This window comes from Acinetobacter proteolyticus (genome assembly GCF_000367945.1).
GTDB lineage: Bacteria > Pseudomonadota > Gammaproteobacteria > Pseudomonadales > Moraxellaceae > Acinetobacter > Acinetobacter proteolyticus.
On sequence record NZ_KB849179.1, the window covers coordinates 2,957,842 to 2,983,003 of the forward strand.

A 25,162-nucleotide genomic window follows, 5' to 3' on the forward strand; every position below is an offset into this window, starting at 1 on the left:
TTCAGTCCAATAAAAAAGGAGCGTATCGCTCCTTTTTTTATTGCTGTTCTATTCAGTTAAAGCCGTTGGGATTCTGCTTCTGCCAATTCCAACTGTCTGCCAACATATCTTCCAAAGTATATTGGGGTTGCCACCCCAACTCATTTTTTGCACGGGAAGCATCTGCATAAAAAGCTGCTAAATCGCCTGCTCTTCGGTCTACAAACTCTGTAGGAATTGAAATGCCATTTATACTCTCAAAAGTTTCTTTAATCTGTAAAACTGAAATTGGAGAACCAGTCCCAATATTCCAAGCCCGACACCCTCGATTATTTAAACGATTGGTGACCGCAAGCACATGAGCTTTAGCTAAATCCACTACATGGATAAAGTCCCGCTCGCAAGTGCCATCTTTGGTTGGATAGTCATTGCCAAAAATAGATAGTTTTTCACGCCGTCCTACAGCCACTTGAGTGACATAAGGCATTAAGTTATTAGGAATCCCCTGCGGGTCTTCACCTATTTGTCCGCTTTTATGTGCACCGACAGGATTAAAATAGCGCAGTAAAGCAATTGACCAGCGTGTATCTGCTTGTGCCAATTTTTGTAGCATTTGCTCAACAATCAGTTTGGTATAACCATAATTATTATTTGGCAAACTCAATGGCATCTCTTCCTGATAAGGAGATGGATTCAACTCCCCATACACAGTAGCAGAGGAGCTAAAGGCCAAGGTAAATACACCCACTTTCTCCATTGACTTGAGCAACTGAACACTGCCAGCAATGTTATGATCAAAATAAGCCAAAGGAACTTGCTGACTCTCACCTACCGCTTTTAAACCTGCGAAATGAATTACCGCATCAATCTGATGATCTTGAAAGGCTTGGTCTAACTCGACTTGATTACGGATATCCCCTTGCACAAAAACTAGCGATTTATTTGTCAGCTTTTGTACCCGATACAAAGCCTCTTCAGAACTATTAGAAAGGTTATCAAATACAATAACTTCATGGCCTGCATTGAGCAATTCTAAACAGGTATGCGAACCGATATAACCCGCACCACCTGTGACTAAAATTTTAGCCATCTATTTTTCCTAACAATATTTTCAACAAACCTTGCGTCGATGTATCAAAACTTGATAGATCCTCTTGCTCACGATTTAAAATCGGTAACAGTTGATTGGCAATCTCTTTGCCTTTTTCAACCCCCCATTGATCAAAGGGGTTAATATTCCATAACACAGACTGCACAAATACCTTATGCTCATACATCGCAATCAACATCCCTAAGCTATAAGGATTCAGCTCTTTGAGTAAAATCGTCGAACTCGGTTGATTACCTTCGTATTGTTTATAGGCAGGTAAATCTTCAAGTTCATCTGCTGTCAATGCTTGATTACCAAAAGCCAATAGACGCGACTGCGCCAAACAGTTGGATAAAGCCAAATGATGCTGTTCCGCCAAGGCTTCCGCACTTTCAGCATAGGTAAATTGATTGGCATTATAACGTTTCACAGGGGCAATAAAATCACAGCTGACCGAATGTGTGCCTTGATGTAGCAATTGATAAAAGGCATGCTGCGCGTTAGGTCCAACCTCACCCCACACAATTGGACAAGTCGCGGAACCAACCTTTTCCCCGTTGCGTTGAATTGATTTACCATTGGATTCCATTTCAAGCTGCTGCAAATAAGCTGCAAAATATTTGAGACGGCCATCATAGGGCAAGACTGCATGGGTCTGGATATCCAGAAAATTATTATTCCAAGCGCCTAAAAGCCCCATCAAAACAGGAATATTCTGCTGAAATGGTGCGGATTGAAAATGCTGGTCAATCGCATAAGCACCTGCTAACAGTTGCTTAAATGCCTCAACCCCAATGGTTAGTGCGATTGGTAACCCTATACAAGACCACAGCGAATAACGACCACCGACCCAATCCCACAGCAACAGCTGTTTATCAGCGGCAATGCCCCACTCTGTCATTTTTTCCGGCTTGGTCGAGACCCCGATAAAATGATTTTGCAGAATCTTGTCATTATTCCCCAATGCCTTTTCTAACCATTGACGCACGGTTTGTGCATTGGAAAGTGTATCAATGGTACCAAATGATTTTGACGAGATAATAAATAAAGTTGTTTCAGGACGGAGTTGATGCAATAGCTCAGATAACTGGCTGCCATCCATCGTCGAAACAAAATGTACATCTAAAGGTTTTGTAGTCGCGATCTTAAAGTCGGATAGTGCATGTGTCACCATGAGGGGACCGAGATCAGAGCCTCCCACACCAATATTCACCACATCCTGAATCACCTCACCTGTCGCACCACGATACTGCCCTGCATGGATTTTATCCACTAAGGCATACATACGTTCCAACTGTTGCTGTACCAGCTGATTGATATCAGTAAAGTCTGGACTCGATTGTGGCAAACGTAGAGCCCAATGCATTGCTGCACGATGTTCAGTATAGTTAATCTGTTCAGATGAAAATAAGGTTTTAATCCATTGTTTTAAATTTTGTGCCTGTGCTAAGTCCACTAAGCCATTTAAAATTTTTTGATCAATACGATGCTTACTGAAGTCCAAAACAATTTGGTCATACTCAACCGAAAAACGTTTAAAGCGTGCAGGATCTGCTGCAAATAATGTATTTAGATGAGTATCTTTAAATTGCTGTTGTAAAGATGACAGATGCTCCACGACGGAAGCCTGTTCTTTTACTGCAAAAGGCTGAATCTGCTTGATCATCTTTAACGCCCCACCCCCATATATGCAAAGCCTTGTGCTTTGACATAGTCTGGATCATAAATATTGCGGCCGTCCAGAATTAAAGGGTGTGCCATCAATTGTTCGAGCTGTTTAAATTCTGGACTCCAATATTGTTTCCATGCCGTCAGTACGCACAAACCATGGACATTTTTAACCGCATCGTACTGATCTTCACAAAGAATTAAGTCGTCACGTTGCCCATACATCAGTTTGATTTCATCTAAGGCTTGCGGATCATGTAGATGAACCGTTACACCTTGAGCCCAAAGTGCTGCGAGCATTTGGTGAATCGGTGATTGCTGAATACTTGAGGTATTCTCTTTAAAAGAAGCTCCCCAAATTGCAACAGATTTACCCTGTAAGTCACCATGGTAATAATTCCAGAATTTACGAAACAGGATTTCTTTCTGTTGTTCATTAATTTCCCAAACCTGACTCAGCAATTGGCTTTTCACCCCAGTATTTGCAACCGTATTGGAAAGCGTCAAAATATCATGAGAAAAATTTTCACCACCAAAACCAGCGCCAGGTGCCAAGTAGGCTGAACCAATGCGGTTATCCGCTGCCATGCCTTGACGCACCGAAGCAATATCAATCCCAAGTTTCTCAGCGACCACAGCCAAATCATTGATATAGCTAATCCGTGTCGCCAACATGCCTGAAATACTGAGTTTAGTAAACTCAGCATCTAAAATCGGCATAAATAGATATTGCTGTGCCAAAGGGAAAAAAGGTCGCAGCAATTCTTTTATTTTGAGCTGAACATCAGTTTGAGTACATCCTACGATCAGCTGCTTAGCTTGGGTCAAACTATGTAGGGCATTCCCCTCTTGAATGGTATCTGGTAAATAAACCCAGTCATCTTCAGAAAGAATTTGTTGAAAATGCTCAGTCCCATGTAAACCAAAGGTGGATGCATTGATCATCAGTTTAGGATGAATAATCGGACGCTGTTTTAGCGACGCTAACAGTTGAAAAACTTGTTGTTCTTGGGTTTGATTAAAACTAAATAGGTAGGCATCAATATCTAAAGGAATAGCATCTAATTCACGATAAATCAAAAATCCACTACTGAGTTGTTTTTCAAGTAAATGACTGACATTTTCATCATGAAAATAATATTGCTGACCATCTGCACTTGGGGTGAGATGTGAACACCAATATACAAAATGCCCAGATTCAGACAATAATGCAGACATCACGCCTGCATATAAAGTATTGCCAAAGATTGCGACTTTCATAACCACATGCCCTAAATTAGAGGGCTAATTCTCGAATTAAACCCTTAAAATCTGCGCCCAATTTTGGATGCTCAATACCATAGTGTAATACGGCTTTCAGATAACCTAACTTACTGCCGCAATCAAAGGTTTGCCCATTCATACGATATGCTTCAACAGCTTCAGTTTGTTGCAATGCTGAAATCGCATCGGTCAGCTGAATTTCGTTGCCAGCTCCACGTGGGGTATTTTCTAAAAGCGCCATGATATGAGCTGGTAAAATATAACGACCCACCACAGATAAGTTTGAAGGTGCTGTACCCACCGCAGGTTTTTCAACGATTCCCTGCATCAAAACGCTTTCACCTTCATTCGGTGAAACTGCGACATCTACAATACCATATTGATCGACCAGATTCTCAGGAACTGCTTCTACCATGATCTGCGCTGCTTGCGATTGTTCAAAACGTTGAATCATCAGAGATAAATCATTCTCATCGGTCCGGTTTTTAACTAAAACATCTGGCAATAACACCGCAAAAGCTTCATCACCGACAATATCCTTCGCACACAACACCGCATGACCAAGTCCAAGTGGTTGTGGTTGGCGCACACTGATCACACTGACATGCTTAGGTAAAATATCGGTAATTTCTTTAAGTAAATCAAATTTCTTTTTTTGTTCTAAAGTTGTTTCAAGTTCAAAATTACGATCAAAATAGTTCTCAATCGAGGCTTTAGAGGAATGTGTAACCAAAATAATTTGCTCAATACCCGCCTCAACCGCCTCACGCACTACATATTCAATCGCTGGACGGTCTACAACGGTCACCATTTCCTTCGGAATAGATTTACTCGCTGGTAAAAAACGTGTACCTAAACCTGCGACAGGTAAAATTGCTTTTTTGATCATATTTTTAAATCTTTACTTTACAATAGAACTAGATTGAGACTCTGAACCAGTGAAACGACTTGCCCCGACTTGTTGGTCTGGCGCATTAATCCCTTCTCTTTTCATCATAACATCAACGGTCTTCAGCATGATCTTAAAATCTAATATCATGTTATGTTTTTCAACATATTGAACATCTAAATCGAACTTTTCTTCCCAGGATAAATTATTTCGTCCATTCACCTGTGCAAGCCCAGTCATACCAGGCTTGACTTCATGTCTACGCATTTGATCGACTGTATAATATTCAAGAAATTCAGGCAATTGTGGGCGAGGACCAACAATACTCATGTCACCCTTTAATACATTGAATAATTGAGGCATCTCATCTAGTGTCGTTGCTCGCAATTTTTGACCGAATGGCGTAATACGGTGTTCATCAGGTAAAAAATTGCCTTGCGAGTCTAATGCGTTTTTCATTGACCTAAATTTGATCATTTTAAAAATTTTGCCATTTTTTCCAGGTCGTTCTTGGCAAAAAAAGATAGGTGAACCTAAATGCTTACGAACTTTGTAAGCAACAAAAATAAAAACAGGACTAAGAAGCAGAATTGCTATTGATGCAACAACAATATCAACAAGTCTTTTCATTTTCAGCATTTAAACCCATTATTTCAAATAATTTTTCATTTACTTTATTTACATCGAACCTTTCTTTTCTCAGGTAATCCTGTAACTTGGCCACCCCGTGATATTGACTGATCCAAGACACCCAATGAAATAGCAGATTTTATCAGCTAACACTTGAATATTCCACTTTGAAATTACAAAACTATGAGCAGTCTATTTATAGATAAAACTCCGAATTAGTTAATCTAGCTAAATCTGCACGTCGTAAAAGTTATTTTCTAATTATCTTTAATATTTTAGTCATAGCCACTTTTTCAGAATAATACTCATCTAATATATCTCGCGGGGAACTTAAATTATAGTGACATTTGGCTAATACAATTTCATCTAAAGTCTTTGATAGCTCATCTACACAATTCGGGGGTACAACCCAACCAATATGATGTGTCTGAATCATATCAGAAACTTCTGAAGCTGGTTCCATAATCGCAAGAATAGGCTTATTTGCAGCCATAGAAAAATACGTTTTACTCGGCACACCTAATCCCAGCATTCCTTCAGCTAGGGTAACCAATGCAATATCACAAGCATTCAAGCCAGACGTTTTATCTTTTTGATCTAGAGCACCATAATAAATAATATTGGGTAAGTTCAGTTTTTCTATTTGTTCTTTTAATTGATTTACATAGGCACCATCTCCTATAAAAAGAAATCTCGCCAAATGTAGATAATCCATTTTTTGAATCGCTTTTAAAATAATGTCAACACCTTGGACACGACCAATATTTCCAAAAAACTGGAAAACTGTGCTTTCATTATTTAGCCAATTCAGCTCTTTTAAAATTTTATTATTTTTCTTATCTTCTACTCCTATATCGGATGAATCGATCCAGTTTTGAACAATTGTAATATTATCTTTACAGGTTTTCCGAGACACCAGATCCTGCATATCTTTTCCAATTACAATTATTTCATCTGCATCTGCATAGATTCTGTCAAAAACTTTTTTTGAAAACTTAAATAGTATTTGATCTTTTCTTAAAATATTAGCAGCTACTAAATTTTCAGGAAAAACATCATGGACTAACAATATCCATCTGAAATTAAATAGTTTTTTTACAAAAAACAAGACGAAAAGCAAGAATATTGGTGTAGTCCCAGTAAATACTGTACTATCTTTTTTTACTGTTTTTAAGATTTGAATTAAAAAACTGAAAGAAATAGATAGCTCATAAAAAAACCTTTTTAGTAGGTTGTTCTTATTTGGCTCCTTAGCATTTAAATAATAAGCATTCCTATATTCAGGACAATTTACATCCTTTTTAGCTATCAACGTAAGGTCTATATCACCTTGCTCATTCAAAGCTTCATATAATTTACCGAAGAGATACCCTGTTGTATTTTGATTTGAATGATAATATTCAGTGATTAGATAGACCTTTTGTTTCATCTTAAAAATCTCAGTATTTTTTCCAAACAATACGATTTACATAATCTGTATAACTCATAATGATACGGACAATCTTTTCACTGACATTGGGCATACTATAATCTTCGACTAAACGTAAAAGCCGATCTTTTCCACGGGGTTGATCTTCTAAAATATTTAAGCTTTGTAAAATACGTTCAGGTGTCAATCCAACCATCATCACTGCAGCTTCTTCCATTCCCTCAGGACGTTCATGTGCCTGTCGTAGATTTAAAGCAGGGAAATTCAAAATCGATGATTCTTCGCTGATCGTTCCACTATCAGATAAAGCAGCCTTAGCTGATAGCTGCAATTTGTTATAATCACTAAAGCCAAGTGGTTTTAACAACTGAATTAATGGATGAAATTCTACATTAAGCTGTTCAATACGCTTTCGTGTTCTTGGATGTGTTGAAACAATAACGGGATATTGATATTTTTCTGCCACAGCATTCAATGTGTTGACCAAATCAATGAAATTTTGATCAGAGTTAATATTCTCTTCACGATGTGCACTTACGATAAAGTATTGATGTTCTTTTAAATTCAAATGCTCAAGAATATCTGATGCTTCAATTTTGTCTTTATAATGGTTTAGCACCTCAAACATGGGACTGCCTGTTTTAATGACCAAGTCTGCAGGCAAGCCTTCCGCTAACAAATAATCACGGGCAATTGTACTATACGTTAGATTTATATCAGCAGTATGATCAACTATTCTACGGTTAATCTCCTCTGGCACACGCATATCAAAGCATCGATTACCAGCCTCCATATGGAAAGTAGGTATTTTACGACGTTTTGCTGGCAAAACAGCCATACAACTGTTCGTATCTCCTAATACCAATAAGGCTTCAGGTTGCACTTCCTCTAAAATCTTATCGACTGCAATAATCACGTTGCCAATCGTTTCCGCACCAGATCCACCAGCAGCATTTAAAAAGTGATCGGGCTTTCGAATACCTAAATCATTAAAAAATATTTCATTTAATTCATAATCATAGTTTTGTCCAGTATGGACAATAATGTGATCAAAATACTGATCACATACTGCCATTACTCGAGATAAACGAATAATCTCTGGGCGAGTTCCTACGACTGTCATTAATTTTAATTTCTTCACAACTATAACTCTTTAATTTGAAAGTGGCATCGCATAAGTATCTGGTTTTGAACGATCAAATATTTCATTCGCCCATAGCATAACGACCATTTCATCATCACCAATATTAGTAATGTCATGAGTCCAACCGGGTACTGTTTCAACTATTCTTGGTTCATCACCTGAGGTTTCTAGTTCGTAAAATTCACCAGTAACGACATGTTTAAACTTAAATAAAGCCTTTCCTTTAATTACCAAAAATTTTTCGGTTTTGGTATGGTGATAATGCCCACCTCGCGTAATGCCTGGATGTGCTGTGAAATAAGAGAATTGCCCTGCATCTGGCGTTTTTAACATTTCTACAAAAACCCCACGATCATCTCCGTACTTAGGCACGAAATAATCAAATTGCTTAGGGTTTAAAAAGCTCAAATAAGTAGAATATAGTGCACGTACCAAGCCGGTTCCAACAGGTTCTGTAATTAAGGTTTCTCTCGAAGCTTTAAATTTACGAAGTGTCTCAGCAAGTTGTCCAACCGTAATTTGATATTCTGGCTGAACCTTAAAAGGCTCATTTTTAGGGTATTTATTATTTAAAATATCCCAAATAGTTTCAACAACATCATCAATATAAACTAAACGAATAATCGCATTCTCGTCATTGATTTGAATTGGCAACTCATTCGCAATGTTATAGCAAAAAGTTGCCACAGCAGAATTATAATTCGGTTTAGACCACTTACCAAAAATGTTTACCATCCGTGAGATATAAATTGGATTGGCATTCTCTTGGCTTAATTTTATAAGGGCTTGCTCTCCCCCAAGCTTACTTTTCCCATAACTATTATCTAACTCGGCCTGAATTGAAGAAGATAAAATTATGGGTGTTTTTTTCTTATTTAAAGATAAAATATTACAAATTTTTTGTGTTAACGATACATTACCTTCAATGAAATCCGAGTCATCTAGAGGTCGATTCACCCCTGCTAAATGCACAATCCACTCAGCAGCTAAAACTAATTTTTCTAATTCTTGTTCTGTAGTGCCACGGTAACACTTCAACACTTCAATATTTTCTTTTTCAGATAAATATTGAATTAAATTTTTCGCAACAAAACCATTTGCCCCAGTAATTAAAACTTTCATCTTAAACCTCTGGAGATTTGTAAATGCCATGAGTTAAATCACGAATAAACTCTAACTTAAGCAGTAGCTTTTTCATACCCTCGACATCAAGTCGTGTAGTATTATGAGAGTTATAATCTTCATACTCTACAACCTCAATATTTCCATTCTCAATGTACTTTTCATAGTTTAAATCACGCTGGTCGGCAGGGACTCGGAAATAATCACCTAAATCTTCAGCACAAGCTTTTTCCTCACGGCTTAAAAGCGCTTCAAAAGCTTTCTCACCATGTCTAGTACCAATCACATTAATAACATGATCAGGTTTTTCAAGCATTTGTGTAATAGCTTTAGCTAAGGTATCGATGCTTGCTGCTGGAGCTTTCTGTACAAAAATATCGCCATTTTGCCCATGCTCAAATGCGTATAAAACTAAATCAACAGCATCTTCAAGCGTCATCATAAAACGAGTCATATTCGGATCAGTAATTGTAATTGCTTTATCTGCTCTAATCTGATCAACAAATAATGGTATGACTGAACCACGAGATGCCATGACATTCCCATAACGCGTACCACAAATTACAGTATTTGTATTTTCAAGATTACGCGATTTAGCGACCATAACCTTCTCCATCATCGCTTTGGAAATTCCCATTGCATTGATAGGGTATACGGCTTTGTCCGTGCTTAAACATACTACACGTGTAACTTTATTTTGAATTGACGCTTCTAATAAGTTTTCTGTCCCTAATACATTAGTTTTTACAGCTTCCAAAGGATAGAATTCACAAGAAGGAACTTGTTTTAAAGCCGCTGCATGAAAAATATAATCAACTCCGCGAGTTACATTCAGTACCGAATTAAAATCACGAACATCACCAATATAGAATTTAAGCTTACTAGATTGATATTTTTTTCGCATATCATCTTGTTTTTTTTCATCGCGACTAAAAATACGGATTTCCTTAAAATCACTGTCTAAAAATCGCTTAAGTACAGCATTACCAAATGAACCTGTACCACCTGTAATTAATAACGTTTTCTCAGCGAATCGCATATTTAGCCCGACAAAATAGAAATGAGTTGTTCAATATCATTTGAGATATTTTTTTGGGAAGATGGTAGATCTTCCGTAACCGCCGTTATTATAGCAGCTTCCATATCCTGAATAATATAAGGATTAAAGGTTAAAGATGGATTGCACACTTGGTAGGTATAAGCTAAATCTGATGCAATAACTTTACAGCCCGCATCAATTGCTTCGGCCAAACCTAAACCAAAGCTTTCCGCCAAAGAAGGAAAAATCAGATACTCCGAAGAAAGGTAAAGATCCACCAAAGCTTTTCTATCAATAAAACCTATATTTTCAATAGGGTAACCCTGATCAATTTTTTCATCTATCAATTTACAAACTTCAACGGCTGTTGATGGGACAGTGACTGTTAAAGTACCCTTACCAATTTTGTCATAGGCAGCACAAAAAGCCAGAATTAGATTTCTATGATTTTTATGAGGGGCCGCATTACTTACATAAATAAAATTTGCTTTTTCCCTGATAATTTCCTTTTCGGAACAATCTATTGGTGGATAAAATGGCATTACTTTTATTTTTTCAACACTCCCTGAAAAATATTTTCTTGCCAAGTTTTCCTGAATATATTTACTTTGTGTCAACCAAATTGTCGCATTATTTTTATAATAATTTAAGACAAGCTGCTTTACACCATAAATCACCTTATTTTTCAAAGAAAATTCTGATGGTATTTTCAAGAAGAGCGGTTGATGAAAGTATACCATTACTGGAATTTCAAGCTTGATAGGGGGCGGAACATTACCAAAGCATAATACTGAAGAAAATTTATTTTTATTTAAATCATAAAATTTTTTTCTTTTTGAAATTTTATTTTCAACAAAAAGTTTACTAGAGTTTACATCCTTAAAAATATCTTTTGTTCGTTCATCAAAAAGATAAAAAATTGACAGCTCAGTTTTCCCCAACACATCAACCAGATACTTTAATAGTACCAGACCACCACCATCATTTATATAAACACTATCAATTAAAATCATTTAAATTCTCTGACACCTTAAATCAATCACAAAGATAACCATAACCTAATCGAGTTAAAGCCAAGCACTTTTCTCTTGCTGCAATTCTTAATGAAGCATCATCCAAGTTATTAATATTCTGTATAATTGTTTCTTGATTCATAATACCAAAATTATTATAATCATATGTAAACGGTCGAATTGTTTGCAGTAAAAAATACATACAAACTAAAGTTACTCTTAAATCATATTTAAAACCTACTCTACTTTTTCTATAAAACATTGAATTACCAATATTTGTATATAATAAAATTATAATTAGTGGGTAGCCATACCACCCTATACGGGTAAAAACAGGCATCATTTTCCCAATAAAAACCCCAAATGCTAAATAAAGTGCGACTCCTAAATAAACAACATGATGAAATCTAATATCATTATAAAGTTTATAAAGTCTTACTCTTCTAAAGCTAACAATGATTAACCCAATCAATAGCACATCTAGGATTGTCCCAATTCCTATTGAAAGTTGAGGCTTATAAGCATCAGAAGATAGATAAAAATTAAGCTTAGCTCCTGCCATTGAATCTAAGGGCAGTACGAGTAAAAGTAGTTGTAAAAATTGAGTGGGCATAGAAACAAAAATAAAACTAATGCCAACAATCCCCCAAGCTACCAATTTACTTAGCCTTTTAGAGAAATAAGGAAGAGCAAATAACAGAGTGATTAGTGCGGTAATATGAAATAAAGAGGATAGAAAAACAATTAATATAAATTCCTTTAACTTACCCAAATATAATACATAAATCCCCCATAAAACCAATGAAATTGCTATAGACTGCCTAATAGCCTCCATATATAAAGACCACAGGAATACACACATAATAAACAACACTATCAAAGCGCTATTTTCAAATTTTTTTGCAAAAGAAGAGATAAATATTAAATTAAGGAATGCTATAAATATAAGAAGAGGTTGAAACCCTAATTGCCCAATTGTTTTGACTAAAAATTCATAACCAACTTCAAATTCGACAAATCCAGAATAGCATTTGTTATTTACTAGGCAATCATAATTACCAAAATAACCCACCCAGTCTCCACCTGCTGGATAGCTAAATGCTAGAAAAGAGAATGTTAAAAATACAACAAATGATAGTGCTTGCTTTCTGGAAGAAACAAAAAAGCTTATTATAGTTGCCAATAAGAAATAAGTAATATAAATCATTTTTTAAAAACAAATCCTAAAAAAATAAATAGATTTTGTATTTTTTTCGAACCTGTAAATATCTTAGGAAATATTTCTCTAATAGCAAAACTCCTAAAACTGCTTAAATGATTCAAGCCATTCTGATCTGCATATAGGTTAGGATGATTTTTTAATATCAACTTAATCTTCGCAACACTTTTCTTTATGTTATTTAAGTTCCGTTTGAAATTATAAAATTTCCCAAAAAAACCATGATTTGCTCCTCCTACAACATTTTCACTATGCTGTCTATACCGAATTGACTTAATATCATGATAATAAAGGCTATCATTTTGGACTGCATTCAAAGCCAACCATTGGTCATGCATAAGTGCATATTCAGGTATAGGTAAGCTAATGTTTAGCAGATTTCTATTCATGATCGTTGTACAACCATAAACGGTTGATTGCCAGAGAAGATTATGATCTATCATATTCTCCGCTGGACTTAAACTATTTGCCTCATAAAAACTTTGCGCAAGTCTATTGCCTTGATCATCAATTAATTCAAGATCAGTAAAAACCAAGATTGCTTTTGACGGATCTTTACATTCAATATTTTCTATCTTAAGGACTAAAGTAGCCAATCTTTCCTTGGGCCAAATGTCATCTTGATCACACAGCAGAATATAATCTGCTGTTGTTTGACTCAACGCTGCATTAAAGTTTTGTATGACTCCTCCTTGTCTATTTGTATTGACAAGTTTTATACGTGAATCACTTTCCATGATTTGTTTAATCAAACTTACAGTCTGATCACTTGATCCATCATCACTGATACATAGAGTCCAATTCGTATATGTCTGCTGCTGTATTGATCTAATTTGCTCTTCTATATACTTTTCGCCATTATAAGTTGCCATGGCAATATCAACTTGCTTCATCTTTTTCTCGACAAAATAAATAAGATAATTAAATCAATAAAGGTTCTCACAGACCATGCAATGGCTGTACCAATAACACCATAATGGAACGTCAAAAAGAACAATAACAATAAATAAGGCAACACCTCTGAAAGGTGCACTAATGCCGTAGTTTTTGCTTTACCCTGTGATTGAAGCAATGCATAAGGAATCTGGGCCAACGCATTAAATAAAAAACCGATTAACAATATTTTAAAAACGTTTGCTGAAGTACCAGCATATTCCGCTCCCATCCATATCGCCATGATAAAATCTGATAGTAGAATACCTAAAATAACGATCGGTAAACATACAAGACTAACTAAAAAATAGCTTTGTTGCTCTAACCGTTTCTTTTCGACCGGGTCTTGGCTATTACTTAATTTCGGGAAAAGCGCTCTTGCTAAAGCAAAGGGAATATTCCCAAGCCTCGCAACACCCTCTGCTGGTGCCGTATAGAAGGCTATTTTTGACGCCCCCATTATGTTTGAAATAACAAATCGGTCAAAATACACCATAATTGGGCTAATAATATTACTTAGAGTTAGCCATCCACCAAATGCAACTAGCCTTTTAAAAACAGGTTTATAAAAACCTAAACCACTGTTTATAATAATTTTTTTACACACAAAAAATGTTAATAAAAGCGAGAATATTCGTCCAATTACTAAGCCCCAAATCGCATTTACAAGGGTTGCATCAATCAAGCAGAAGATTAAAGGTAATAAAGCCAGCACTGAACTACTTATTGTCCTTTGAATATTTATATTGCCAAATTTTTCCAAACCTTCTAAATAAGCTAACCAAATTTGATTTAGTAGGTAAATAGGCATAATAAAAGCAAGCAACTGAAAAGCTACTTTTGCATCAATCAAATTTCCGTCTGATACTTTTAATAGCTCAATTAATGATGTAGCACCAAAATACAAAATACATGATGCTATTAGCCCGAGTATTAATACAACTATGCTTGCAGTGGAAAATATTTGTTTCTGTTTTTCCAAGTCATCTCTAAAAATTGCTATTTCTCGAATAACAGCCCTAGTTAAACCTCCATCAAAAATACTCGCATAACCAACGACAGCAAAAGCCAGAGTGAAAAGTCCAAAATTTTCAAGCCCTAACTGACGTGCTAAAACGCCCAATGCAGGAATTGCAATTATTGTGGGAATTGCAAAACCTGCAATATTATAAATACTATTTTTGATCAAGCTCATTGGTTAAAGCTTTAAACAGGTTGATAGTCAATAAATAATGTAGCTTCACTATCTTTTTCTGATAATGAAATTTCATTAAGATTAATCGGCCATTCAATCGCTAAAGTTGGATCATTCCAGATGATTGACTCCTCACTTTGCTTGTTATAGTAATTTGTTGCCTTATATAGGAATTGAGTATTGTCCTCTAAAGCAACAAAGCCATGAGCAAAGCCTTCAGGTATCCAAAACATTTTTTTATTCTGTGCTGACAACTCAATTCCAACCCATTCACCATAACTTTTAGAGTGAGGTCTTAAATCAACAGCTACGTCCCATGCTTTTCCTTGAACAACTCTGACTAATTTTCCTTGTGCAAAAGGTTGCTTTTGAAAATGTAATCCTCTTAATACGCCTCTTTGGGAGAACGAATGGTTATCTTGTACAAAAGTCGGTACTGGTAAAGACAGTCTCTCTAACTCTTGGGCAAATTTTAGATGGTTATAACTTTCCATAAACCAACCTCGATCATCCCCAAATACAGTCGGTTCAATAATCAATAGCCCATCTATTTTCGTCTTTTCTACTTTCACTTAATTTTCATCCAGCAACTTGAAGAGATATTGACCATATTCTGTTTTTTTAAGCTTATCTGCTGAAATTTTTAACTGCTGGGGAGTAATCCACCCTTGATGGAAGCCAATTTCCTCAAGACAAGCCACTTTTAAAGACTGTCGTTTTTCTAATGTATATACAAACTGACCTGCTTCTAGCAAAGATTCATGTGTTCCCGTATCTAACCATGCGAAACCTCGACCCAGCAGCTCAACATTTAAAGAGCCATCTTCAAGATAGGCATTGTTAATATCTGTTATTTCAAGCTCTCCTCGAGCTGAAGGTTTAACTTGCTTCGCAAACTCAACCACCCGATTATCGTAGAAATACAGTCCAGTAACAGCATATTGTGATTTCGGCTTTTGAGGTTTCTCTTCGATACTTAGTACTTTTCCTTGTGAATCGAATTCGACAACACCAAAGCGTTCTGGATCGGTTACATGGTAACCAAAAACAGTTGCTCCTACCTCTCGACTATTCGCTAATTCGAGCTGCTTACTAAAACTTTGACCATAATAAATATTATCTCCAAGAATTAAGCACACATCAGAATTACCAATAAACTCAGCACCGATCAAAAAAGCTTGAGCTAAGCCATCTGGAGAAGGTTGAACTTTATATTGTAGGTCAATACCAAATTGCGAGCCATCCCCCAACAACTTCTCAAAGTTTGGTAAATCTTCAGGAGTAGAAATAATTAGAATCTCCCGAATGCCAGCTAACATAAGGACTGACAATGGGTAATATATCATTGGCTTATCATAAATGGGTAAAAGCTGCTTCGATACGCCTTTAGTGATAGGATGCAACCGAGTTCCTGAACCGCCCGCAAGAATAATACCTTTACGTTGTTGCTTTTGACTCATGAAAACAGCTCCTTCAATACCTGTCTGACACCTTGTTGCCAATGGGGTAAATGTATTTTAAAATTTTGTTTCAGCTTTTCAGTATTTAATCTTGAGTTTAATGGTCGCTTAGCAGGTGTTGGATAGTCTTTAGTTTCTATAGGATAGACTTTTTTTAATGCAAGCTCATATCCATGTTCAGTTGCTAAAGTAAAAATAAATTGAGCATAATCAAACCAAGTCGTTTCTCCATCTGAGGCTAAATGGTAATGACCTTCGAGTAACTTTTTTTGCTCACGGGACTGAAATAAATAATAACGAATGGCTTGAGCTGTAACATCTGCAATTAAAGCAGCTCCTGTTGGAGTACCAATTTGATCATTAATGACATTTAATTCATCTTTTATTTGACCAAGTTTGAGCATCGTTTTAATAAAATTTTGACCATGTGTAGCATAAACCCAACAGGTACGAAAATTAATAAATCTAGCTCCGCTCTGTTCTAGGGCAATTTCACCATCACGTTTTGTTTTACCATAAGAGTTAACAGGAGACGTCTGATCGTTTTCTTTCCACGCCTGAACTCCTTCTCCATTAAAAACATAATCTGTAGAATAATGTATTAAAAGTGATTGATATTTCCTACATTCTTCAGCTAAATGCTTCACAGCCAAATAATTAATCAAGCTCGCTTGGGCTAGCTCTGATTCTGCCTTATCAACTGCCGTATAAGCGGTTGCATTCACTACAATGTCTGGACGAATTTGTTCAAAAAGTTGTGATATTGCCGCAAAATCTGAAACATCACCTTTCCATCCATCCACGTTGTGCTGCCGATCTAAAGCAATTACTTCACCAAGGGGTTGAAGAGAACGCTGTAGTTCCCATCCAACTTGGCCATTTTTTCCTAGCAACAAGATTTTCATGATATTAACAACTTAATTGATTTTTTCTGCAGTCTGATACTGTTGTTTTATCCAGTTTTGATACTCACCACTTTGAATATGCTGCACCCATTCTTGATTATTTAAATACCACTCTACTGTTTTTCTTAAGCCAGTTTCAAAAGTCTCCTCAGGACTCCAGCCTAAATCTTTTTGAATCTTAGTTGCATCAATCGCATATCTTAGATCATGGCCAGGGCGATCTGTAACATAGGTAATAAGATCTTGGTAACGTGTTACATTTTCTGGCTTATTTGGGGCCATCTCTTCTAATAGCTCACAAATTGCTTTAACAACATCTATATTCTTTTGTTCGTTATGCCCACCAATATTATAAGTTTCACCTATAGAAGCTTCAGTAACAACCTTATAAAGTGCACGAGCGTGATCTTCAACATATAACCAGTCGCGAATTTGATGCCCATTCCCATAAACGGGTAGAGCTTTACCATTCAAGGCATTTAAAATAATTAGTGGAATCAATTTTTCAGGAAAATGAAACGGGCCATAGTTATTAGAACAATTGGTTAAAATAACAGGCAATCCATAAGTTCGGTGCCAAGCACGTACCAGATGGTCTGAACTTGCCTTACTTGCAGAGTAAGGAGAGCTTGGGGCATAAGGTGTTGTTTCTGTAAATAGATCAGTTGTACCTTCTAAATCACCATATACTTCATCAGTAGAAATATGATGAAAGCGGAAAGTTCGTTTTTTAGGCTCCTCTAATGCCTGCCAATATTTTCGCGCCACTTCTAGTAATGAGTATGTTCCCACAATATTGGTTTGAATGAAGGTACTTGGCCCATCAATAGAACGATCGACATGAGATTCTGCCGCAAGGTGCATCACAACATCAGGTTGGAACTGTGTAAAGACTTCTTCTAATTTTAAAACATCACATATATCAACTTGCTGAAATTGATAACGAGAGTTCCCATCAACTTCTTTTAATGACTCTAAATTACCAGCATAGGTTAATTTATCTATATTTAAAACTGTATCATCTGTTGTTTTTATAATATGGCGTACTACAGCAGAACCAATAAATCCAGCACCACCAGTTAATAATATTTTCATATTTTTCCACTAAACTACATTGAGTAGACTCTATCTAACTTAAAATATCCACATCAAACTTAAAGTATCATTGAACAACTCAACAGAATTGTTTGCAAAATACCCACCAGAGTCTTTTGCAACCCTATTCTTTCATAGCTTATTGAAAAAAAGGGAATAAAATAAAATCTTCAAACTTAACAATAGAATATTATGCGGCATAATATAACAATTTTCATGAATTTGTTAGCTCTTTGCCATATTTTATTTAAATGATTTTATTGTAAATTTTGGTCTTCTCTCAGCAACGCTGACTTCTTAAAAAAATCATTAAAAATTGTTTTAGAAATAAGTTCATAGTGCTCTTCGAATACTAATTTTCGCCCAAAAAGATTATTATGTTTTTTTAAACTTTTGGGATAAAATCTTTCCAACTTAGCGTCCTTTGTCCATTGATGTATTAACATCAGACAATAGATATTGATTAAAAATAAGATTATCCAAGGGTTTGATGTGAAGTATTACCAACTATTTTCTATTCTTACAATTAGTATTAGTACTGTAAGTTGTGCAATTACTTCTGGTCTTCAGACCTATGATTTACCGGAGGAAGGAAATTTTAGAACTGAACAGGGCGCGGACATTACCGTTATACAGTTGACACAAGACACCCTACCAACACTTCATCAACAGTCTTTTATCAAATCCCATAATAATTTTACAGCTCTATTTAGTACACCACACTATCAATATCGCTTAAACGCGGGAGATGTACTCTCCATTCAATTATGGGCTTATCCTGAAATCACACCACCAATCAATAATACCGTTAATAATAATCAATCAGCATTAGCGATTGGATATCCAATTGATAGCAATGGAAATATACAGCTACCGTTGGTTGGACAAGTGCATATTTCAGGAAAAACTCTAGCAGAAACAAATCGTTATATAAGAACTCAATTTGCAAAATATTTAAAAACACCCGATGTTATCGTTAGGGTTTTATCCTATGAAGGTAACCGCTATTTCGTCAATGGACAAGTGATGAAAAGTGGACAATATACTCTGAATGATCAACCAATTAGCTTATACACGGCCCTTGGTATGGCTGGAGGTGTCAATCCTGAAACAGGTGATAATACCTCGATACAACTCATTCGACAGGGTATCACGTATAACTTGAATCTCGTTGACTTAGAAAAAAATGGCTTATCACTGCACAAATTGTTAATCCAACCAAATGATACAATCTTTGTTAACACCAAACAAAACCAGAAACTTTATGTCATGGGTGAATCTAGCCGTAGTCAAGCTTTGACTATACGAGATCAGGGTATGACTTTAAGTGATGTTTTAGGTGAAAGTGAGGGAATTAATCCTTATACCGCAAGCGCTGCTCGCATCTACGTCATGCGAACTAATTTAACAGATCGCCATTCAACCATTTATCAACTGAATTTAAGCAGTCTCGGTAATCTTGCTTTAGCTAACCAATTTGCAATGCAAAAAAATGATATTGTCTATATAGATGCAACTGGTTTAACTCGTTGGCAACGTATGGTCAACCAAGTTATACCATTTTCAAATGCGCTTTACAGTTTTGATCAACTGGGTAAATAAACATGAACCCATAAAATTAATGATTTAGATATTAAAGACTTTGCAAATTGCTCTTCCAAAATTTTAAATAGTTGTTTACTTATGAACCCAAATACACAACTGACTGATGACACGATTGATCTCAGAGAACTATTTTTCACTATTATTTTACAATGGAAACTTATCGCCTTTTGTATAGTACTTGCCTTAATTTGTGCTGGTATTTATTTAAGTGTTGTAGAAAAGGTTTACTCTGTTGATGCAAAAATTCAAGTAATTGATAGTAAACAAAATGGTCTAGCTGGCTTAAGTTCTCAACTTGCTTCTTTGGGTAGTTTAGCAGGAGTCAATCTGGGCGGTCTTGCGAATGGCCAGCAATCTACTCAAACGGAAATTGAGATTTTGCAGTCTCGTTCTGTATTAGCGAAAACAATTCAGGATTTAAATTTAAATATTCACATTGCACCGAAACAGTCTTTCTTGCAAGAAGCTTTTACAACAGATAAATTTCACACCTATTATAAAAAAAATGAAATTCAGATTTCAGATAGAAACAAATCTTTTTCAATACAACAATTCGATATTCCTAAGAAGTTCCTAGATAAAGATCTTATTTTAACGTTCAATGGTCAAATATTTACACTTACTTCAAAGCAAACAGATGTAGAGGTTTTTAAAGGTCAATTGAATCAAAAAACAAATCCAAATAGCGAATTATGGAAAGTCAATATTTCAAGTAAACAAGCTCTTGATGGACAATATATTGTTCAGAAACAATCTATTCTTACTGCTCTTAAATATTTTTTATTAGACTTCAAAGTCATTGAACTTGCAAAGCAAACAGGAATTATCTCTGTTAGTTATGATGGTACGGATAGAGCCCATCTAATCAATGTATTAAATTATATTTTACAGACCTATTTAGATCAAAACTTAGCTGTTAAATCGGCAGAAAAAGCAAAAACATTAGATTTTTTAAACCAGCAACTGCCACAATTAAAACATAATTTGGAAGAAACTGAACAAAAATTCAATGCCTTTCGAGAAACTCACGGTACGATTGATATTCAGCAAGAAGCAGGACTTTATTTAAAGCAAAGCGTAGAACTTGAAACACAAAAAATTCAGTTAGAACAGAAAAAGGCAGAGTTGGCAGCACAATACACACAACAACATCCAATGATGCAAGAGATTAATGCTCAAATTGGTGTATTTGATAAAAAAATTAATGAGTTAAATAGTGCATTAAAGAAATTGCCCAATACACAAAGCCAATATTTGCAATATTACCGAGATGTACAGGTACAAACTCAGCTATATACTAATTTGTTAGGTACATACCAATCTTTAAGCTTAGCCAAAGCGGGTGAAACAGGGAATTTACGTGTTTTAGATTATCCCGTTGAACCGACTAAACCCATCAAACCACGTAAATTGATTATTTTAATCCTCTCCATTTTTGTCGGCGGTTTCGTGGGCATCTTGATTGCCTTGATTCGTAACATGCTACAAACAGGTGTGCGTCATCGCGATGAAATTGAACAAGCTGTTGGAATCAACACTTACGTTGAATTACCTAAAGCAAAAAAGAAAGCTGTTGCTGAGTTACAAGCACTCAAGACATTTATCCCAACTTTGCGTTTTAAGTTACAGCAAAAACAACATAACGTTGCACTCATAACAAGTGTTACACCTGATCAAAACCAAGATATCATCGCGCAACATTTAGCACTTTACCTCAGCCAAGCTGGGCAAAAAGTCTTAGTGATTGATAGTGACCTTTATCGTGGTGAACTTGATCAGCTTTTCAAGAGCACGTCAAAAGTGGGCTTATCTGAATACTTACGTGGCCAAGCCAATTTAGATCAGATCATTGTAAATACGACTTATCCAAATTTAAGTCTGATTGGCCGTGGGCAAAGCAGCGATGAGGCTTCTATTACTTCGCATCAATCAATTTTTGAACAACTGATGCAACAGATTAGTAGCCAATATGATTACATACTGATCAGCTCTGCACCCGTACTTGCAACATCTGATAGTTTGAACCTTGCTCAATTTACTGGTTTTAATCTCTGTTTAGTGCAATATGGTCAGACGCAACTTAAAGATATTGAGCTCGCAAAATCTTATTTTGTGAATGCGGGGCTTGAAATTGATGGTCTTATTCTAGATCAGATCCCAAGCTATCAAATTACCCAGTATCAATATCAGACCAGCAAATAATTACTCTGCTATTGAGTAAAAGAAACCAGAGGGCGATAAATTCTCTGGTTTTTTTATTTCAACAAGAACACTTATGGATTTAACAAATAACTCAATCCTCATACAAAAAATCCATGCATTTTTGCTGTTAATTATTCAATGCCTGAGCCTATACATGCTAAGATCAATGCCATATTTTTTATTAAAATCTCACTTTGGGACATCTCATGAGTAAAGCTTTACCTTTCGTTGTCGCAGCCGTTTTAGGCGGTGCAGCGCTAGTTCCTGTTTACTATGCTACTAAAAACCCAACAACTGAATTTGGTGCCAAAGCTGACAAAAATGCTGCACCTGTTGCAAAAATCAGTTATGCATTAGGCTATGAAGTTGCAAAACAAACGCCTCCTGAATTAGAAACCAGTGCATTTATTACTGGTTTCCGTGATGCGCATGCACAAAAACCAGCAGCGTACACCGAAGAAGAGTTACAAGCTGCTTATGTTGAGTTCCAAAAAGAACTACAACAAAAACAAGTCAATGAGACTAAAAAAGCTGAAGCAACAAGCAATAGTTTCTTAGCAGAAAATGCCAAGAAAGAAGGCGTGAAAACCACGACTTCAGGCTTACAATATAAAATCATCAAAGAAGGTACAGGTAAGCAACCTGCTGCAACCTCTGTTGTGAAAGTCCACTACAAAGGCCAACTGACTGACGGTAAAGTGTTTGACAGCTCTTATGACCGCGGTGAGCCAATTGAGTTCCCATTGAATCAAGTAATTCCTGGTTGGACTGAAGGTTTACAGTTGATGAAAGAAGGTGGTAAGGCAACACTTTATATTCCAGCGAACTTAGGTTACGGTGAACAAGGTGTTCCTGGGTCGATCCCACCGAATAGTACATTAATTTTTGATGTAGAATTAATTGCTGTTAAGTAAGTGATCTAAGGAGAGCTTGTGCTCTCCTTTATTTTTGGAAGAAATAATGAAAAGATTAGGTCTTATTTTAATTGCCGCCACCATCGGAACGGTCCAGGCTGCACCCATTACACAAAAGAGTTCACAAAAAGATCAATTGGGCTATAGCTACGGTTATCTCATGGGTCGAGGCAATGCCGAAACCTTAAAAGATTTAAATATCGAAACCTTTGTACAAGGTTTGCAAGAAGCAGTTCAAGGGAAGGCAGCCTCATTAACTGATGAAGAAATGGCCGCTGTTCTGAATCAATATAAAAAGCGCCTAGAGGCCAAACAACTGGTTGAGTTTCAAGAACAAGCACAAAAAAATGATCAAGCTGGCAAAGCCTTTTTAGCTGAAAATGCCAAGAAAACAGATATCGTGACCACGAAGTCAGGCCTACAGTATCAAGTGTTACAGCAAGGTCAAGGTAAATCGCCAAAAGCGACATCAACGGTTAAAGTAAACTATGAAGGCCGTTTGCTCGATGGTACCGTGTTCGACAGTTCGATTGCACGTAATCATCCTCTTGAGTTCAAACTCAGCCAAGTGATTGCCGGTTGGACCGAAGGTGTACAAACCATGAAAGTAGGTGGCAAAAGCCGTTTCTTTATTCCCGCAAATCTCGCCTATGGGGATGTCGGTTCTGGCGATGCGATCGGTCCCAATAGCACGTTAATATTTGATATTGAATTACTTGAAGTTCAATAATAAAAACCCTCCATTCGGAGGGTTTTTATTATTGATGATTTTAAGCTCTTAAATGTCGAGGACTGAAACCTGTCAGCAATAAACCAAGCACATAGGCAACCACACCAAGCACACATAAGCCAGCTACTTCGGCAATGCGTAGCCATTGAGAAATATCGCCTTGATACCAGGTTAAACCGTACCAAAGTGCAGCAATCATGGCGATATTGGCAACCGCATATTGAAATGCCAGTTTCTTCCAGTGTGCACCAAAACGATAAATATCACGTTTATGTAAATAGAAATACAGCATTCCTGCATTCACCAGAGCAGAACCTGAAGATGCTAAGGCGAGTGCCATATGTTCGGCATGCCAATCAATCAATTTAAACAAACCAATAAACACCACGTTTAAAATAGCATTGGCTGCAACCGCCATTAAGCCGACACGAACTGGGGTCTTGGTATCTTGCTGCGCATAGAAGCCTGGTGCGAAGACTTTAATCAACATAAAGGAGATCACTCCTGCACTCATACATTGCAGCGCCAAGGCTGTCATTCGCGTATCTTCCACGGTAAATTCACCGCGCTGAAACAAGGCCTGAATAATCGGTGTCGATAACATAAATAACGCAATACTGGCAGGAATACCAACCAGCATAATAATCTTCGCAGCCCAATCAATCATGCCTCTAAATTTGGCTTGATCTTGCTCGGCATGACGCGCAGACAGCGAAGGTAAAATCACCGTACCAATCGCAACACCAATAAGGCCCAATGGCAGCTCGGTCATACGCTCAGCACTGTATAACCATGACACCGAACCATCTTGCATAAATGATGCCCAAATGGTGTTGAGCAATAAGTTAATCTGCGTGACCGATACCCCAAACAAAGCGGGTAACATCAGTTTTAAAATACGGTCCACACCTTCATGTTTGAAGTCGACCTTAGGTGGAATTAGTAAATTCTTTTTCCATAATTCAGGAATTTGAATCGCTAACTGTAAAACACCTGCCGCAACCACCGCCCAGCCCAGCGCCATAATCGGTTCCGCCATATACGGCGTTAACCACCATGCTCCTGCAATCATCGCCACATTGAGCAATACTGGAGAAAACGCAGGTGAAGCAAAAGAACCATAACTGTTTAAGATGCTGCTGGCAAAAGCCGTCAATGACATAAACATTAAGTAGGGAATGGTCAGGCGGAACATATCAACCGCGAGCTCAAATTTCTCTGGATCGTTATGGAAACCCGGCGCATATAAATAAATAATCGCCGGCGCAGCCACCATCGCCACAAAGGTCAATAAGGACATCGCGGTAAGCAAACAGCCAAACACCCGACTAATGAGAATCTGGACTTCGGCATGGGCACGGCTGGTCTTATATTCGGTCAGAACAGGAATAAAGGCTTGGGAAAAAGCCCCTTCCGCAAATAAGCGTCGGAAAAAGTTGGGAATACGAAAGGCAACAACGAAGGTGTCGAAGTCCTTGCCTGCACCAAATACATTGAGTAGCACCACATCACGGACTAAACCCAATACTCGAGATAACATCGTCATTGCACTGACAATTACAGTCGATCGCCACAATGCCATCGCATTCACCTACGGCTTATCTTTTAAAAAGCGTTATTGTAATGAAAGTCCGAATA

22 protein-coding genes are annotated in these 25,162 nt (G+C 36.8%); 4 read left to right on the plus strand and 18 right to left on the minus strand.

Going from position 1 to position 25,162, the window contains the following annotated elements; all coding sequences use genetic code 11:
* Positions 1–52 precede the first annotated feature (52 nt).
* From galE to rfbB, 17 genes are all read right to left on the minus strand, one after another.
* Positions 53–1,069 carry a UDP-glucose 4-epimerase GalE gene (galE, locus tag F993_RS03320; protein WP_004656697.1) on the minus strand — a complete coding sequence of 339 codons (1,017 nt, stop codon included), beginning with the start codon at positions 1,067–1,069 and terminating at the stop codon, positions 53–55.
* Positions 1,062–2,735: a glucose-6-phosphate isomerase gene (gene pgi / locus F993_RS03315; protein ID WP_004656699.1), complete on the minus strand. Its 1,674-nt coding sequence runs from the start codon at positions 2,733–2,735 to the stop codon at positions 1,062–1,064. Before pgi ends, galE begins: the two co-directional genes overlap by 8 nt.
* Before the next feature lie 2 nt (positions 2,736–2,737).
* Complete coding sequence (locus F993_RS03310; RefSeq protein WP_004656702.1) at positions 2,738–3,997, minus strand: nucleotide sugar dehydrogenase; 1,260 nt, start codon at positions 3,995–3,997, stop codon at positions 2,738–2,740.
* Between the two features lie 16 nt (positions 3,998–4,013).
* The gene (gene galU, locus F993_RS03305; RefSeq protein WP_004656704.1) at positions 4,014–4,889 is read right to left on the minus strand and encodes a UTP--glucose-1-phosphate uridylyltransferase GalU; all 876 of its coding nucleotides are present in this window, start codon (positions 4,887–4,889) and stop codon (positions 4,014–4,016) included.
* A 12-nt stretch (positions 4,890–4,901) separates the two neighbouring features.
* Positions 4,902–5,519 (minus strand): sugar transferase, encoded by a 618-nt coding sequence (locus F993_RS03300; protein WP_032812765.1) that lies wholly within the window; start codon positions 5,517–5,519, stop codon positions 4,902–4,904.
* 250 nt (positions 5,520–5,769) lie between these two features.
* Positions 5,770–6,948 (minus strand): glycosyltransferase family 4 protein, encoded by a 1,179-nt coding sequence (locus tag F993_RS03295; protein WP_004656708.1) that lies wholly within the window; start codon positions 6,946–6,948, stop codon positions 5,770–5,772.
* A gap of 10 nt (positions 6,949–6,958) precedes the next feature.
* Positions 6,959–8,089, minus strand: coding sequence for a non-hydrolyzing UDP-N-acetylglucosamine 2-epimerase (gene wecB / locus F993_RS03290; RefSeq protein WP_004656710.1), 1,131 nt, complete (start codon positions 8,087–8,089; stop codon positions 6,959–6,961).
* A gap of 12 nt (positions 8,090–8,101) precedes the next feature.
* Complete coding sequence (gene wbjC / locus F993_RS03285; RefSeq protein ID WP_004656711.1) at positions 8,102–9,214, minus strand: UDP-2-acetamido-2,6-beta-L-arabino-hexul-4-ose reductase; 1,113 nt, start codon at positions 9,212–9,214, stop codon at positions 8,102–8,104.
* Between the two features lies 1 nt (position 9,215).
* The gene (locus F993_RS03280) at positions 9,216–10,253 is read right to left on the minus strand and encodes a polysaccharide biosynthesis protein (RefSeq protein ID WP_004656713.1); all 1,038 of its coding nucleotides are present in this window, start codon (positions 10,251–10,253) and stop codon (positions 9,216–9,218) included.
* Between the two features lie 2 nt (positions 10,254–10,255).
* Positions 10,256–11,266, minus strand: coding sequence for a glycosyltransferase (locus F993_RS03275; protein WP_004656714.1), 1,011 nt, complete (start codon positions 11,264–11,266; stop codon positions 10,256–10,258).
* Positions 11,267–11,288: 22 nt separating this feature from the next.
* Positions 11,289–12,473 (minus strand): EpsG family protein, encoded by a 1,185-nt coding sequence (locus F993_RS03270; RefSeq protein WP_004656716.1) that lies wholly within the window; start codon positions 12,471–12,473, stop codon positions 11,289–11,291.
* Positions 12,470–13,378, minus strand: coding sequence for a glycosyltransferase family 2 protein (locus tag F993_RS03265; protein WP_004656718.1), 909 nt, complete (start codon positions 13,376–13,378; stop codon positions 12,470–12,472). The genes F993_RS03270 and F993_RS03265 overlap by 4 nt, the downstream gene beginning before the upstream one ends.
* Positions 13,375–14,613, minus strand: coding sequence for a flippase (locus F993_RS03260; RefSeq protein ID WP_004656721.1), 1,239 nt, complete (start codon positions 14,611–14,613; stop codon positions 13,375–13,377). The genes F993_RS03265 and F993_RS03260 overlap by 4 nt, the downstream gene beginning before the upstream one ends.
* Positions 14,614–14,624: 11 nt before the next feature.
* The gene (gene rfbC, locus F993_RS03255) at positions 14,625–15,185 is read right to left on the minus strand and encodes a dTDP-4-dehydrorhamnose 3,5-epimerase (protein ID WP_004656723.1); all 561 of its coding nucleotides are present in this window, start codon (positions 15,183–15,185) and stop codon (positions 14,625–14,627) included.
* Complete coding sequence (rfbA, locus tag F993_RS03250; RefSeq protein WP_004656724.1) at positions 15,186–16,073, minus strand: glucose-1-phosphate thymidylyltransferase RfbA; 888 nt, start codon at positions 16,071–16,073, stop codon at positions 15,186–15,188.
* Positions 16,070–16,978, minus strand: coding sequence for a dTDP-4-dehydrorhamnose reductase (rfbD, locus tag F993_RS03245; RefSeq protein WP_004656726.1), 909 nt, complete (start codon positions 16,976–16,978; stop codon positions 16,070–16,072). The genes rfbA and rfbD overlap by 4 nt, the downstream gene beginning before the upstream one ends.
* A 12-nt stretch (positions 16,979–16,990) precedes the next feature.
* Positions 16,991–18,073, minus strand: coding sequence for a dTDP-glucose 4,6-dehydratase (gene rfbB / locus F993_RS03240; RefSeq protein WP_004656727.1), 1,083 nt, complete (start codon positions 18,071–18,073; stop codon positions 16,991–16,993).
* Between the two features lie 492 nt (positions 18,074–18,565).
* Between rfbB and F993_RS03235 the strand changes: the two genes are divergently transcribed.
* The 4 genes from F993_RS03235 to F993_RS03220 all read left to right on the plus strand — a co-directional run bounded on the left by F993_RS03235 (position 18,566) and on the right by F993_RS03220 (position 23,524).
* Positions 18,566–19,675: a polysaccharide biosynthesis/export family protein gene (locus F993_RS03235; RefSeq protein ID WP_004656729.1), complete on the plus strand. Its 1,110-nt coding sequence runs from the start codon at positions 18,566–18,568 to the stop codon at positions 19,673–19,675.
* Positions 19,676–19,756: 81 nt separating this feature from the next.
* A complete protein-coding gene (locus F993_RS03230; RefSeq protein ID WP_004656731.1) occupies positions 19,757–21,880 on the plus strand; it encodes a GNVR domain-containing protein in 2,124 nt (707 codons plus the stop codon).
* 206 nt (positions 21,881–22,086) lie between these two features.
* On the plus strand, positions 22,087–22,794 hold the full coding sequence (locus tag F993_RS03225; RefSeq protein ID WP_004656733.1) for a BamJ family beta-barrel-assembly machinery protein: 708 nt from the start codon (positions 22,087–22,089) through the stop codon (positions 22,792–22,794).
* Between the two features lie 46 nt (positions 22,795–22,840).
* Entirely contained in the window at positions 22,841–23,524 is a 684-nt protein-coding gene (locus F993_RS03220) for a BamJ family beta-barrel-assembly machinery protein (RefSeq protein ID WP_004656735.1), read from the plus strand.
* 40 nt (positions 23,525–23,564) lie between these two features.
* Here the strand turns inward: F993_RS03220 and murJ are convergent, their stop codons facing one another.
* Positions 23,565–25,115 carry a murein biosynthesis integral membrane protein MurJ gene (murJ, locus tag F993_RS03215; RefSeq protein WP_171066017.1) on the minus strand — a complete coding sequence of 517 codons (1,551 nt, stop codon included), beginning with the start codon at positions 25,113–25,115 and terminating at the stop codon, positions 23,565–23,567.
* Between the last annotated feature and the right edge of the window lie 47 nt (positions 25,116–25,162).